This window comes from Pseudomonas sp. MDV22-iso1, assembly GCF_058145095.1.
The window spans coordinates 168671-182967 of the sequence record NZ_JBYVMF010000006.1 but is presented as its reverse complement, the minus strand read 5'-3'; the positions used below and the strand labels follow the sequence as shown (position 1 = coordinate 182967).

Annotated in this window: 12 protein-coding genes; 4 read left to right on the top strand and 8 right to left on the bottom strand. The window is 59.5% G+C overall.

The window, feature by feature from the left end; genetic code table 11:
- The 8 genes from pdxJ to lptF form a co-directional block, all read right to left on the bottom strand.
- Positions 1–732, bottom strand: a 732-nt coding sequence (pdxJ, locus tag AC3ZVB_RS10155) for a pyridoxine 5'-phosphate synthase (protein WP_490146421.1), incomplete at its 3' end; no start/stop codon positions are given.
- Positions 733–798: 66 nt separating this feature from the next.
- Positions 799–1488 (bottom strand): DNA repair protein RecO, encoded by a 690-nt coding sequence (gene recO, locus AC3ZVB_RS10150; RefSeq protein ID WP_490146420.1) that lies wholly within the window; start codon positions 1486–1488, stop codon positions 799–801.
- 173 nt (positions 1489–1661) lie between these two features.
- Complete coding sequence (era, locus tag AC3ZVB_RS10145; protein ID WP_059403406.1) at positions 1662–2564, bottom strand: GTPase Era; 903 nt, start codon at positions 2562–2564, stop codon at positions 1662–1664.
- A complete protein-coding gene (gene rnc, locus AC3ZVB_RS10140; RefSeq protein ID WP_027924885.1) occupies positions 2557–3246 on the bottom strand; it encodes a ribonuclease III in 690 nt (229 codons plus the stop codon). The genes era and rnc overlap by 8 nt, the downstream gene beginning before the upstream one ends.
- A 184-nt stretch (positions 3247–3430) precedes the next feature.
- On the bottom strand, positions 3431–4285 hold the full coding sequence (lepB, locus tag AC3ZVB_RS10135; protein WP_162441055.1) for a signal peptidase I: 855 nt from the start codon (positions 4283–4285) through the stop codon (positions 3431–3433).
- Positions 4286–4290: 5 nt separating this feature from the next.
- Positions 4291–6090, bottom strand: coding sequence for a translation elongation factor 4 (gene lepA, locus AC3ZVB_RS10130; protein ID WP_162441056.1), 1800 nt, complete (start codon positions 6088–6090; stop codon positions 4291–4293).
- 171 nt (positions 6091–6261) lie between these two features.
- Positions 6262–7323: an LPS export ABC transporter permease LptG gene (gene lptG, locus AC3ZVB_RS10125; RefSeq protein WP_194692676.1), complete on the bottom strand. Its 1062-nt coding sequence runs from the start codon at positions 7321–7323 to the stop codon at positions 6262–6264.
- On the bottom strand, positions 7316–8434 hold the full coding sequence (gene lptF / locus AC3ZVB_RS10120) for an LPS export ABC transporter permease LptF (RefSeq protein ID WP_490146419.1): 1119 nt from the start codon (positions 8432–8434) through the stop codon (positions 7316–7318). Before lptF ends, lptG begins: the two co-directional genes overlap by 8 nt.
- Positions 8435–8827: 393 nt before the next feature.
- Between lptF and AC3ZVB_RS10115 the strand changes: the two genes are divergently transcribed.
- The 4 genes from AC3ZVB_RS10115 to AC3ZVB_RS10100 all read left to right on the top strand — a co-directional run bounded on the left by AC3ZVB_RS10115 (position 8828) and on the right by AC3ZVB_RS10100 (position 14254).
- On the top strand, positions 8828–10318 hold the full coding sequence (locus tag AC3ZVB_RS10115) for a leucyl aminopeptidase (RefSeq protein ID WP_194692678.1): 1491 nt from the start codon (positions 8828–8830) through the stop codon (positions 10316–10318).
- A gap of 149 nt (positions 10319–10467) precedes the next feature.
- Entirely contained in the window at positions 10468–10896 is a 429-nt protein-coding gene (locus tag AC3ZVB_RS10110) for a DNA polymerase III subunit chi (RefSeq protein WP_490146418.1), read from the top strand.
- An 8-nt stretch (positions 10897–10904) separates the two neighbouring features.
- Positions 10905–11279 carry a DNA polymerase III subunit chi gene (locus tag AC3ZVB_RS10105; RefSeq protein WP_194692680.1) on the top strand — a complete coding sequence of 125 codons (375 nt, stop codon included), beginning with the start codon at positions 10905–10907 and terminating at the stop codon, positions 11277–11279.
- A gap of 128 nt (positions 11280–11407) precedes the next feature.
- Complete coding sequence (locus tag AC3ZVB_RS10100) at positions 11408–14254, top strand: valine--tRNA ligase (RefSeq protein WP_162437267.1); 2847 nt, start codon at positions 11408–11410, stop codon at positions 14252–14254.
- Positions 14255–14297 lie beyond the last annotated feature (43 nt).

Genomic DNA, 14297 nt, shown 5'->3' with positions numbered 1-14297 from the left:
CGCAGCCAAAATCAGCGTTTTCATCTCCGACACCGCCGACTTGAAGCCGACGAACAGCGCGTGCGCCACCAGTGCGTGGCCGATGTTCAGTTCGTTGATGCCCTTGATCGCGGCGACCGCTTCAACGTTGTGGTAGTGCAAACCGTGGCCGGCGTTGACGATCAAACCCTGGGCCAGACCGAAGGCCACGCCGTCCGCTACACGCTTCAGCTCTTCAGCCACGTCGGTCGGCGTCTCGGCATCCGCGTAGCGACCGGTGTGCAGTTCGATCGCCGGCGCGCCAACACGACGAGAGGCCTCGATCTGACGCTCATCGGCATCAATGAACAGCGACACCTCGCAGCCGATCTTCGCCAGGCGATCCACTGCGGCCTTGATGCGAGCTTCCTGCCCCGCTACGTCCAGGCCACCTTCAGTGGTCAATTCCTGGCGGGTTTCCGGCACCAGGCAGATGTGCGCCGGACGTATGCGCTCGGCAAACGCCATCATCTCTTCCGTGACACCCATTTCGAAGTTCATGCGGGTTTGCAGAACGTCCTTGAGCAACAGTACGTCGCGCTCCTGGATGTGCCGACGGTCTTCGCGCAGATGCACGGTGATCCCGTCAGCGCCCGCCTCTTCCGCGTCCAGCGCAGCCTTGACCGGATCGGGATAGCGAGTGCCCCGGGCCTGACGCAGAGTGGCAACGTGATCAATGTTCACGCCAAGAAGAATGCGATTGCTGGTGGTCACGGAAGCGCTCCTGAAGAGGGGAAAGTTCGGTGCACAGCATACACGGGGAGATTGTGTCTGTTGACCCTAGGGCTTTCGAAACAACTCTCGGGACACCAACGGCTGACCACCCAGATGCACGGCCAGGGCCTGGCGCATCAAACGCTTGGCAGCCGACAACGCGCCGGGGGCGGACCAGTCGGCTTCGGCCATGGCCAGCAGCTCAGTGCCGTTGAACAAACCGGGTTGCAGCAGATACACGCGCTCAAGCCCCGCGTCCACTTGCAAACGGTAGAGCCCATCCGGCGCGATGGTCTCGCCATGGATGTCGGTACTCAGCGCAAAGCCATAACCAAGATCATCCAGCAGCCGCCACTCAAAGGAACGCAGCAGTGGTTCCAGGGGACGGCCCTCGGCCAGCGCAATCAACGTCGCGGCATAGTGATCGAATACACCGGGAAGAGGGTCTTCGGCGGGCAGCATTCGAATCAGCAGTTCATTGAGATAGAGGCCACTGAACAGTGCCTCCCCGATAAGCCAGGTGGATACACCCGCACTTTCCATTCGTCCGACGTTCTTCAGCTCGCCACGCCCCCGAAACTCCACTTCCAGCGGCACGAAGGGTCGCGCCAATGTTCCGGCCTTACCTCGAGCACTGCGCAACACCGCCCGCAGCCGACCTTGCGGCGTGAGGAAGTCCACCAGTGCACTGCTTTCGCGGTAAGCGCGGGTGTGGAGTACGAAGGCGGGTTGAGCGATGGGTGGGGTTTGCGACATGGAAGTCAGGGTTCTCAATAAAGAAACGCAGGCTTATGAAACACCCAAAACCACTGTGGGAGCGAGCTTGCTCGCGATAGCGGTGTGACAGTCGGCATCAATGCTGAATGTTACACCGCTATCGCGAGCAGGCTCGCTCCCACAGGGTATTTCTGGAGTACAGGTGCCGAGTCTTACAGGTCGCCGTAACCCAGCGAACGCAGGGCACGCTCGTCGTCAGACCAGCCGCCTTTCACCTTGACCCAGAGGTTCAACATGATCTTGGAGTCAAACAACAGCTCCATGTCCTTGCGCGCCTCGGTGCCGATGCGTTTGATGCGCTCGCCCTTGTCACCAATGATGATCTTCTTCTGACCGTCACGTTCTACGAGGATCAAGGCATGAATGTGCAGGGTTTTGCCCTGCTGCTTGAACTCTTCGATTTCCACGGTGATCTGGTACGGCAGCTCCGCGCCCATCTGGCGCATGATTTTCTCGCGCACCAATTCAGCCGCCAGGAAGCGACTGCTGCGGTCAGTGATCTGATCTTCCGGGAAGAAGTGATCGTTCTCCGGCAGGTAACCGGCGATTACTCGCTCCAGCGCTTCGAGGTTGTGCCCGTGCTGGGCCGAGATCGGCATGATCTGCGCGTTCGGCAGCTGTTCCTGCAACCACGACAGGTGCGGCATCAGTTCAGCTTTGTCTTCGATGCGATCGGTCTTGTTCAGCGCCACGATCAGCGGGCCGGTCACGTACTGGACGCGTTCCAGGACCATCTGGTCCTCGTCGGTCCACTTGGTGCGATCCACCACGAAGATCACCACGTCGACGTCTTTCAACGCCGCCGAAGCGGTCTTGTTCATGTAGCGGTTGAGGGCTTTTTCGCCACCTTTGTGCATACCGGGGGTGTCGACGTAGATGGCCTGCACGGCGCCTTCGGTCTTGATGCCCAGCATGTTGTGACGCGTGGTCTGAGGCTTGCGCGAGGTAATCGCCAGCTTCTGGCCCAGAATGTGGTTCAGCAGCGTGGACTTGCCCACGTTGGGACGGCCGACGATGGCAACATAGCCACAGCGTGTTGCGGTTGAATCAGTCATTGCCATTCTCCACACCCAGGGCAATCAGTGCTGCGGCGGCCGCTACCTGTTCGGCAATACGACGACTCACACCCTGACCTCGGCTTTTTTCATTCAGTAAGGTGATTTCACATTCGACGAAGAACGTCCGGCAATGCGGCTCACCCTGGATATCCACCACTTCGTAACGTGGCAGCTCACAACCGCGCGATTGCAGGAATTCCTGCAAACGGGTTTTTGGATCTTTGTTGGTGTCGACCAGTGTCAGGCCTTCGAACTCACCGGCCAGCCAGGCCAGAACGCGCTCGCGCGCCATGTCCATGCCAGCATCCAGGTAGATTGCACCAATCAGCGCTTCCAGGGCATCGGCCAGAATCGATTCGCGACGAAAACCGCCGCTCTTCAATTCACCGGAACCCAGACGCAGGTAGTCGCCCAGGTCGAAACCACGGGCCAGCACGGCCAGGGTCTCGCCTTTGACCAGGCGGGCACGCAAGCGTGACAGTTGGCCTTCGCGAGCCAGCGGAAAGCGATCGAACAGTGCTTCGCCAGCGACGAAGTTGAGAATGGCATCACCGAGGAACTCCAGGCGTTCGTTGTTACGCCCGGCAAAGCTGCGGTGAGTCAGGGCCAGGACCATCAGTTCCTGGTCTTTGAAGGTGTAGCCGAGCTGACGCTCTAGACGGCTTAAGGAAACGCTCACGGTGTACCCACGCTGAGTTCGTGGCTGGATTCCACCGCCATCGCCGTGGTGCGGCGCGGGCTTGGGACAATTAACGCTGTGTTCAAAAATTACATCCTGAATATCATTGTTTTCATGCGTCCGGGGCCGATTGTGCCGGTTCCAGAAATGCATTCGGCGCTGTGTTCAACAGCGCCGTGTGTGATTACTTGATCAGGCCAACCCGCGAGAAATTCGGCAGGTGACTGAGTTTGGGTTCTGGCCAGCTCATCCAGACAGCGAAGGCCTTGCCGACGATATTCTTGTCGGGAACCATGCCCAGCAGATCCTTGGGAATGTTCGGATCATCCCAGTAGCGACTGTCGTTCGAATTGTCGCGGTTGTCGCCCATCATGAAGTAGTGCCCGGCAGGCACGGTCCATGAACGGTCCGGCGTTGCGCGGTAGCGGCTCATTTCCTTGCGGATCAGGTGCTCGGCGATGCCGAGTTTTTCCTTGTAGAGCTCGGCGCTGCCCAGCGTGCCCGGTTCGGAGCCCACCAGCTGCTCGGCGACTGACTCGCCGTTGACGAACAGGCGCTTGTCCGCGGTGTAACGAATCTGATCACCCGGCAGGCCCACTACACGCTTGATGTAGTTGACGTTCGGATCGCTCGGGTAGCGAAAGACCATCACATCGCCGCGCTGCGGATCACCGACTTCGATGATTTTCTTGTCGATCACCGGCAAGCGGATCCCATAGGAAAACTTGCTCACCAGAATGAAGTCGCCGACATCCAGGGTCGGTTTCATCGAGCCTGATGGAATCTGGAACGGTTCCACCAGGAACGAACGCAGCACCAACACGATGAACAGCACCGGGAAGAACGATTTGCCGTATTCGACCAGCAGCGGCTCTTTGTTCAGTTTCTCGACCACCATCCCGTCAGGCTGGCTGACGCTGCCCTGATAGGAAGCAATGGCAGCACGCCGACGCGGCGCAAGAATAACCAGATCGAGCAACGCCAACAGGCCGCAGACGAACACGGCGATGACCAGCAACAGCGGGAAATTTAGTGACATAGGACCTAACTATCCAACCTGAGCACTGCAAGGAAGGCTTCTTGTGGAATTTCCACGTTACCGACTTGCTTCATGCGTTTTTTACCGGCCTTCTGCTTTTCCAACAGCTTGCGCTTACGGCTAACGTCGCCGCCGTAGCATTTGGCCAATACGTTCTTTCTGAGTGCCTTGACGGACGTACGCGCAATGATCTGACCGCCAATGGCGGCCTGGATCGCAACGTCGAACATCTGACGCGGAATCAGTTCTTTCATCTTCTCGGTCAACTGGCGACCTTTGTAGTGCGCGTTATCCTTGTGCACGATCAGCGCCAGGGCGTCGACCTTGTCACCGTTGATCAGCACATCCAGCTTCACCAGATTAGCCGATTGATAACGATCGAAATGGTAATCCAGCGAAGCATAGCCACGGCTGGTCGACTTGAGACGGTCAAAGAAGTCGAGGACCACTTCGTTCATCGGCAAATCGTAGGTCACCTGGACCTGGGTACCGAGGAACAGCATGTCGTGCTGCACGCCACGCTTTTCGATACACAGGGTAATGACGTTGCCCAGGTGCTCCTGCGGCACAAGAATATTGGCCCGCACGATCGGTTCACGCATGTCTTCGATAGAGGACAGGTCTGGAAGCTTCGACGGGTTGTCGACGTAAATCGTTTCACCGGTTTTCAGCAGCAGCTCGAAAATTACGGTTGGCGCCGTGGTGATCAGGTCCAGGTCGTACTCGCGCTCCAGGCGCTCCTGGATGATTTCCATGTGCAGCATGCCGAGGAAGCCGCAACGGAAGCCGAAGCCCAGGGCGTCGGAGCTTTCCGGGGTGTATTGCAGCGACGAATCGTTCAGCGTGAGCTTTTGCAGCGCTTCGCGGAAGTCTTCGAAATCGTCGGAGCTGACCGGAAACAGGCCGGCGTAGACCTGCGGCTGAATGCGTTTGAAGCCTGGCAGCACATCGACGTCGGGCGTGGAGCTCAAGGTCAGGGTGTCACCGACCGGTGCACCGTGAATGTCCTTGATGCCGGCAATGATGAAGCCCACTTCGCCGGCCTTCAGGTCAACGGTGGCGGTGTGTTTCGGGTTGAAGACACCGACGCTGTCCACCAGGTGGATCTTGCCGGTGGACTTGACCAGAATCTTGTCGCCCTTCTTCACGCGGCCATGGCGCACGCGAACCAGGGAAACAACGCCCAGATAGTTGTCGAACCAGGAGTCGATGATCAACGCTTGCAGCGGATCTTCGTAGTTACCGGTTGGCGCAGGAATGGTATGCACCAGGCGCTCGAGTACTTCATCGACGCCCAGACCGGTCTTGGCACTGCACTCGACCGCATCCGTCGCGTCGATGCCGATGATTTTCTCGATTTCTTCTTTGACGCGGTCCGGATCGGCCTGTGGCAGGTCGATCTTGTTCAGGACCGGCATGACTTCCAGGCCCTGCTCGATGGCCGTGTAGCAGTTGGCAACCGACTGCGCCTCAACGCCCTGACCGGCATCGACTACCAGCAACGCACCTTCACAGGCCGCCAGCGACCGGCTGACTTCATAGGTGAAGTCAACGTGGCCCGGGGTATCAATGAAGTTCAGCTGGTACTTGATGCCATCGCGAGCGGTGTAATACAGGGTGACGCTATGGGCCTTGATGGTGATCCCGCGTTCACGCTCCAGGTCCATGGAGTCCAGCACCTGGGCTTCCATTTCGCGCTCGGCAAGGCCGCCGCACATCTGGATGAATCGATCAGCCAGCGTCGACTTGCCATGGTCAATGTGGGCGATGATGGAGAAATTGCGGATATGACTCAAATCACTCACGGATCAACACTCAAAAAGGCTGCAGGCATAGCCCGCCGAAAAATAGCCGGGAATTGTACCTGATCCACGGCGCAAGCGTCACGTTTGCAGGTCAGACGGCGCATACAAAAACGCCCCGACCTTGCGGCAGGGGCGTTTCTTGAGAGTGGCGAAGCTGGGAAATACCCGGAATCAACCGGCCCGACGCAACAGCCAGACCCCGGCCAGGGCGCACACACTGGCGGGCACCAGCACCGCAAACAGCGGCGAGAAACCGAACACCAGGCTCGAAGGGCCGAGCAGATCCTGGACGATACGGAAGGTGAACCCCACCAGCACGCCAGTAAACACACGCTGGCCGAGGGTCACCGAACGCAGCGGACCGAAGATGAAGGAGATCGCCATCAGCACCAGTGCAGCGGTGACCAGTGGCTGCAACACCTTGACCCAAAATGCCAGCCAGTACCGGCCGTTGTTCAGCCCCTGGTCAGCCAGGTAATGGATGTAACCCCACAAGCCGGAAATCGACAGCGACTCGGGCGCCATGACCACAGTGCTCAGCAACTGCGGGCTCAGGGCAATTTCCCAGCGCTCTACAGGTGTCGTGACCACTTCGGTGCTTTTCTCATGGAACAGCGTGGTGGTGACGTCGCTAAGCTGCCAGTGATCCTTGTCGAACTCGGCGCGCTTGGAAAAACTCGCCGACAGCATGTGCCGTTCTTTATCGAAGTGGTAACGGGTTACGCCATACAGCAAGCCATTGGGCTGTACCGAGTTGACGTGGATGAACTCGTCACCCTGGCGATGCCACAAGCCATGCCGGGCGCTTTGTGCATCCCCACTGCCTTGTGCCAATGAACGATTGGCTTGCGCGGCGCTTTCGGTGGCGGGCGCCACGTATTCGCCAATCAACACACCAGCGACCATCAATACCAGCATCGGCTTCATGACCGCCCAGACGATACGGCCGATGGAAACGCCGGCTGCGCGCATGATCGTGAGTTCGCTGTTACTGGCCAGGCTACCCAGACCGATCAGGCACCCGATGAGCGCCGCCATCGGCAACATGTCGTAGAGACGACGCGGCGCCGTCAGCAGGACGTAGCTCAAGACGTCCAGCAAGGTATAGGTATCGCTGGCGTCGCCCATCTCATCGATAAAGGCGAACAGCGTCGCCAGACCGAGAATAATCCCCAATACCGCCAGGATGGCCACGAACACGCTGCTACCGATGTAGCGATCCAGCTTAACCACGGGCCACCTCCAGCGCGCTGCGGCGACTCGCCAGTTTCAAGCGCATGGGCTCCCAATAAAGCAGGACAAGGCCAATTGCCAGGAAGATTCCGTGCACCGGCCACAGGCCCAAAGCCATCGGAAGCTTGCCTTTTTCCAGCGCGCCACGGGCGGCAATCAGGATGGTCAGGTAAGCCATGTAGAGAAGAATCGCCGGTAGCAGTTTGAGGAAACGTCCCTGACGCGGATTGACGCGCGACAGCGGCACCGCCATCAGCGTGACGATGAACACCAGCAATGGCAGCGAGATTCGCCATTGCAGCTCGGTGCGCGAACGGATGTCTTCACTACCAAAGAGGCTGCTGGTAGGCATTGCATCCCGGTCGGTGACTTCGTCACTGACATCCGGCTTGGGCAGCAGAACACCATATTCTTCGTATTTGATTGCACGGTAATCAGCCTGCCCCGGACTGCCGTCGTAGCGGTAACCGTTGTCGAGAATCAGATAGCGGTTGCCGTCCGGGCGGATTTCCTGACGGCCTTTTTCGGCCACCAGCACGGAAATACCACGATCCTTCTGGTCCGACGACGTGTTCTTTTGCGAAATGAACACGCCACCCAAATGGATACGATCGTCCGTCAGCGTTTCGGTATAGGTCACCCGCGTACCGTCACGCAACGCCTGGAAGCGTCCGGGCTCCAGCGTATCGAACTCGGTCAGGGCGTCCTGCTTGTTCAACAGCAACTGAAATTGATTGGCCCCTTGTGGCGCCAGGCTCAGGCTCAACCACGCCACCACGAGGGCGACCAGAGTGGCCGGAAACAGAGTCATGGCGAACAGGCGTTGCTGGCTCATGCCGGTGGCCGACAGGACGGTCATTTCGCTTTCGAGGTACAAGCGACCGTAGGCCAGCAGGATGCCCAGAAACAGCCCGAGGGGCAGGATGAGCTGCAGGAAACCCGGAAGTCGAAAACCCATGATCAGAAACAGCGAGCCCGGATCCAGAAGACCTGCCGCCGCCTGGGCGAGGTATTTGATGAAGCGTCCGCTCATGATGATGACCAGCAGCACGGCGCTAACGGCACTCAGGGTCAACAGGACTTCGCGGGATAGGTAACGAAAGACAATCAAACCAGACACTCCAGGGTTGTCAGGCGAAGGCGGCCAAACAAGCAAACATATCAGGCGGACCGCAAGGCAGGGCCGCCGAAAAGATGGCGCATTATCCTGTGATTGTGCGCGCCTGTCACTGCGCAATGCATTGGCGCGCAGGGCGCAGGAGCAAGCCTGCTCCGGACGGCGATCCGAGGATCATCGCCTCCCTGCAGCGGGAAGTCTGACACCCCGTGGCGGGCTCGGGTTCCTTGCGAGCAGGCGTACCCCCACAATCGTAAGACCGAGGGTTGTCAGGCGCAGCAGGCGAGGTTCAAACTGCGGCCTTTGTCGCAGGTCGTGTCTTGCGTCTTTCTATTTATAAGCAAGTTCATACGCTTGCGTGTTGACCATTGATTCAGGGGCCCGGACATGGAACTGGTTGTAAAAAGCGTTAACCCAGAAACGTTGAAGACCGCCACTCTGGTCGTCGCCATCAGCGAAGGCCGCAAACTTGGCGCCGTTGCCAAGCAACTCGACGAATTGAGCGGCGGCGCAATCAGCGCTGTCCTCAAGCGCGGCGACCTGGCCGGCAAAGTTGGCCAGAGCCTGCTGCTGCACAGCCTGCCGAACCTCAAAGCCGAGCGCGTATTGCTCGTCGGCGTGGGCAAGGACGAAGAGCTGGGCGATCGCCCGTTCCGTAAAATGATCGCCGGCATCCTCAACACCCTGAAAGGTCTGGGCGGCACTGATGCGGTGCTTGCGCTGGACGAAGTGGTGGTCAAAGGTCGCGACAGCTACGGCAAGACCCGTCTGCTGGCCGAAACCCTGGTGGACGGCGAGTACACGTTCGATCAGTTCAAGAGCCAGAAAGCCGAGCCTCGCGCACTGAAGAAAGTCACCCTGGTGACCATCAAGGCAGCCCAGGCTGAAGTTGAACGCGCCGTGGCCCACGCGACCGCGATTGCCAATGGCATGGCGTTCACCCGTAACCTGGGCAACCTGCCACCGAACATCTGCCACCCGACGTTCCTCGGTGAACAGGCGAAGAACCTGGGCAAGGAATTCAAAAGCCTGAAAGTCGAAGTCCTCGATGAGAAGAAGATCAAGGACCTGGGCATGGGCTCGTTCTACGCCGTCGGCCAGGGCAGCGCCCAGCCTCCGCGCCTGATCGTCATGCAATACAACGGTGGCAAGAAATCCGAGAAGCCTTACGCGCTGGTCGGCAAAGGCATCACGTTTGACACCGGCGGCATCAGCCTCAAGCCAGGCGCCGGCATGGACGAAATGAAGTACGACATGGGCGGCGCTGCCAGCGTGTTCGGTACCCTGCGTGCCGTGCTCGAGCTGAAACTGCCGATCAACCTGGTGTGCATCCTCGCCTGTGCCGAAAACATGCCGAGCGGCAACGCTGCGCGCCCTGGCGACATCGTGACCACCATGAGCGGCCAGACCGTGGAAATCCTCAACACTGACGCCGAAGGCCGTCTGGTGCTGTGCGATGCCCTGACCTACTCCGAACGCTTCAAGCCACAGGCCGTGATCGACATCGCGACCCTGACCGGCGCTTGCGTCGTTGCGCTGGGTGCTCACACCTCCGGCCTGCTGGGCAACAACGACGAACTGATCGGCCAACTGTTGAGCGCCGGCCAGTCCGCCGACGACCGCGCCTGGCAGCTGCCGTTGTTCGACGAGTACCAGGAACAGCTGGACAGCCCGTTCGCCGACATCGCCAACATTGGCGGCCCGAAAGCCGGCACCATCACTGCCGCCTGCTTCCTGTCGCGCTTCACCAAGAACCTGAACTGGGCGCACCTGGACATCGCCGGCACTGCCTGGACCAGCGGCGGCAAGGACAAAGGCGCCACTGGCCGCCCGGTTCCACTGCTGACCCAATACCTGCTGGATCGCGCCAAGGCCTAAATATCGCTCACTGACTACTGTAGGAGCGAGCTGGCTCGCGAAAAACTCAAGATCGCCGCGATTAACCTGGTTTCCCGCGCAATCGTTGACGACCTTCGCGAGCAAGCTCGCTCCTACAGATTCCGCGGAAGTTGATTCCAGGAACCGCAATGACCAAAGTCGACTTCTATATCCTGCCCAGCGCCGATCCTTCGGCGCGGCTGGATTTCGCCTGCAAGCTCACCGAAAAAGCGTGGCGCATGGGGCACCGTATCTATCTGCATTGCAGCGATGCCGCCCAACGCGACGATCTTGATGCACGCCTGTGGGCCTTCAAGGGCGAAAGTTTCGTTCCACACGGGCCCGCTGAGAACGAGCCGGCGGGTTTGATCGTGCTGGGACTGGGTGACGACTGCGGTCAGCACCAGGATCTGCTGGTCAACCTTGACCTGAAAGTGCCCGCCTTTGCCAAACAGTTCGCCCGTGTGGCGGAAGTGGTGGTAGAAGAGCCAACGATTCGCCAGGCCGCGCGGGAGAGTTTCCGCTTCTATCGCGAACAGGGCTATCCTCTGCAAGACCACCGTTTACAGCGACTCTGAGTATTCCGATGGACACGCCAAAAACGCACCAACAGTCCGCGCATCTGCTGGACGACCTCGAGTCGATCCGCCAACTGCTCGGCGATGACAACCTGCAACCACCGCTTTTGACCGACACGGTCGAGGACGAGGATCAGGAACAGATTCCGATGTTGTTCGAGGCCGTCGACACCGCGCCGCCTGCCGCCGAGCCCTCCCCCGCCCCGGCAGCACCTGCTGCGGACAAAGGCCCCGACGCCTTGCTGCATCTGGACGGAGAACTGCGCGCCGCCGCCATGCTGATCATGCAAGACGTGATCGATGACTTCGCTCCGCATATCGAAACCGAAATCAAACGCCGGCTCGCCGCGCGGATGGAAAGGTTGCTCAGTCAGTACGAATGACCCTCAATCCCCTCTGTGGTGAGGGGATTTATCCCCTCGCCACAGTCCGCCCCCGCTCGCCCTGCGCCCCATGCCCCGCTATACTTGCCGGCTTTTCCTGAATAAATGCCAATAGGGTCCCGCCGCGCATGGATAAGACCTACCAGCCGCACGCCATTGAAGCTTCCTGGTACAACACCTGGGAGTCAGAGAATTACTTCGCCCCGCAAGGCGCGGGCGAGTCCTACACCATCATGATCCCGCCGCCGAACGTCACCGGCAGCCTGCACATGGGTCACGGTTTCAACAACGCGATCATGGACGCCCTGATCCGTTTTCGCCGCATGCAGGGTCGCAATACCCTGTGGCAGCCGGGCACCGACCACGCCGGTATCGCCACGCAAATGCTGGTGGAACGTCAGCTCGAAGCCCAAGGCCAGAGCCGTCATGATCTGGGCCGTGAGAAATTCCTCGAGAAAATCTGGGAATGGAAGGATCAGTCCGGCGGCAACATCAGCCGTCAGATCCGCCGCCTCGGTTCGTCCGTCGACTGGAGCCGCGAGCGCTTCACCATGGACGACGGTCTCTCGGAAGCCGTTAAAGAAGCGTTCGTGCGCCTGCACGAAGACGGCCTGATCTATCGCGGCAAGCGCCTGGTCAACTGGGACACCAAGTTGCACACGGCGATTTCCGACCTCGAAGTGGAAAACCACGACGAGAAAGGCTTCCTGTGGAACCTGAAATACCCGCTGGCCGATGGCGCAAAAACCGCTGAAGGCAACGATTTCCTGATCGTCGCGACCACTCGCCCGGAAACCATGCTCGGCGACTCCGCCGTCGCGGTAAACCCGAACGACGAACGCTACAAAGCCCTGATCGGCAAATTTGTCGAGTTGCCGCTGGTCGGCCGCCGTATCCCGATCATCGCCGACGATTATTGCGACCCTGAATTCGGCACCGGCTGTGTGAAAATCACCCCGGCTCACGATTTCAACGACTACGAAGTCGGCAAGCGCCACAACCTGCCGCTGCTGAACATCTTCGACAAGAACGCGGCCGTGCTGCCTGCCTGCCAGGTGTTCAACCTCGATGGCACGCTGAACGAAAGCATCGACGGCAAGATCCCGGCCGAATACGCCGGCCTCGACCGTTTCGAAGCGCGCAAGCAAATTGTTGCGGCATTCGACGCCGCGGGCCTGCTGGTCAGCGTTGACGATCACGCCCTGAAAGTGCCGAAAGGCGACCGTTCCGGCACCATCATCGAGCCGTGGCTGACCGACCAGTGGTACGTGTCCACCAAGCCGTTGGCCGAACCGGCGATTGCCGCCGTTGAAGACGGCCGTATCCAGTTCGTGCCTAAACAGTACGAAAACATGTATTTCTCGTGGATGCGCGACATCCAGGATTGGTGCATCAGCCGTCAGCTGTGGTGGGGCCACCGGATTCCGGCCTGGTACGACGAGTCGGGCAAGGTTTACGTGGGCCGCGATGAAGCCGAAGTACGCGCCAAGAACAACCTAGGGCCGGACGTTGCGCTGCAGCAGGACAACGACGTTCTCGATACCTGGTTCAGCTCCGGCTTGTGGACCTTCTCCACCCTGGGCTGGCCTGAGCAGACCGAGTTCCTGAAGAAATTCCACTCCACCGACGTGCTGGTCACCGGTTTCGACATCATTTTCTTCTGGGTTGCCCGGATGATCATGCTCACCATGCACTTGGTGAAAAACGAAGACGGCACCCCTCAAGTCCCGTTCAAGACTGTTTATGTGCACGGTCTGGTGCGTGATGGCCAGGGCCAGAAGATGTCCAAGTCCAAGGGTAACGTCCTGGACCCGCTGGATATCATCGACGGTATCGAGCTGGAAGATCTGGTGCAGAAACGCACCTCTGGCATGATGCAGCCGAAACTGGCGAAGAAGATCGAGAAGCAGACCCGCGACGAGTTCGCCGACGGCATCGCCAGTTACGGCACCGATGCCCTGCGCTTCACGTTCTGCTCGCTGGCGTCCACCGGTCGTGACATCAAGTTCGACATGGGTCGCGTCGAGGGCTATCGCAACTTCTGCAACAAGATCTGGAACGCCGCGCGCTACGTGCTGGACAAGGGCGAAGATTGCGGCCAGAACGGCGAGGCTTACGAGCTGTCCCTGGCGGATCGCTGGATCATCTCGCAACTGCAACGCACCGAAGCCGAAGTAACGCGTCAGCTCGACCAGTTCCGCTTTGACCTGGCGGCACAAGCGCTCTACGAGTTCATCTGGAACCAGTATTGCGATTGGTACCTCGAACTCTCCAAGCCTGTGCTATGGGACGAAAACGCGCCGGTCGAACGTCAGCGCGGCACCCGCCGCACACTGGTTCGTGTGCTGGAAGTAGCGTTGCGCCTGGCGCATCCGTTCATGCCGTTCATCACCGAAGAAATCTGGCAGCGCATCGCACCGCTGGCCGGTATCGAAGGCAAGACGATCATGCTGCAACCTTGGCCAGTGGCCAATGAAGCGCGTATCGATCAGGGCGCCGAAGATGACATCGAGTGGCTGAAGACGCTGATGCTCGGCACGCGCAACATTCGCGCCGAGATGAACATCGGTCCGGGCAAACCGCTGAACCTGTTCCTGAAAAACGTCAGCGCCGAAGATCAGCGCCGTCTTACCGAGAACGAAGCCCTGCTGAAAAAGCTGGCTCGTCTCGAATCGATCACCGTACTGGCTGCCGGCGAAGAAGCACCGCTGTCCGCCACCGCGCTGGTAGGCGAGATGGAAGTGTTGGTGCCGATGGCCGGTCTGATCGACAAGGACGCCGAACTGGCACGCCTGGACAAGGAAATCCTGCGTCTGCAGGGTGAAGTTCAGCGCGTGGGCGGCAAGCTGTCCAACGCTGGTTTCGTCGACAAGGCCCCGGCCGAAGTCATCGAGAAGGAACGCGCCAAACTGGCTGAAGCCGAACAGGCTCTGGGCAAGCTGGCCGAGCAGCATGCGCGGATTGCCAGCCTGTAACGGCAAATCGCAATAAAAAAGGGAGGCCCGCAACGGCCTCCCT

Bases quoted from the DNA above. Each gene is read 5' to 3' on its own strand.
- AC3ZVB_RS10110 (WP_490146418.1), top strand. From the start codon at position 10,468: ATGACCAAAGTCGACTTCTATATCCTGCCCAGCGCCGATCCTTCGGCG.
- lepB (WP_162441055.1), bottom strand. From the start codon at position 4,285: ATGTCACTAAATTTCCCGCTGTTGCTGGTCATCGCCGTGTTCGTCTGC.
- AC3ZVB_RS10105 (WP_194692680.1), top strand. From the start codon at position 10,905: ATGGACACGCCAAAAACGCACCAACAGTCCGCGCATCTGCTGGACGAC.
- recO (WP_490146420.1), bottom strand. From the start codon at position 1,488: ATGTCGCAAACCCCACCCATCGCTCAACCCGCCTTCGTACTCCACACC.
- AC3ZVB_RS10100 (WP_162437267.1), top strand. From the start codon at position 11,408: ATGGATAAGACCTACCAGCCGCACGCCATTGAAGCTTCCTGGTACAAC.
- AC3ZVB_RS10115 (WP_194692678.1), top strand. From the start codon at position 8,828: ATGGAACTGGTTGTAAAAAGCGTTAACCCAGAAACGTTGAAGACCGCC.
- era (WP_059403406.1), bottom strand. From the start codon at position 2,564: ATGACTGATTCAACCGCAACACGCTGTGGCTATGTTGCCATCGTCGGC.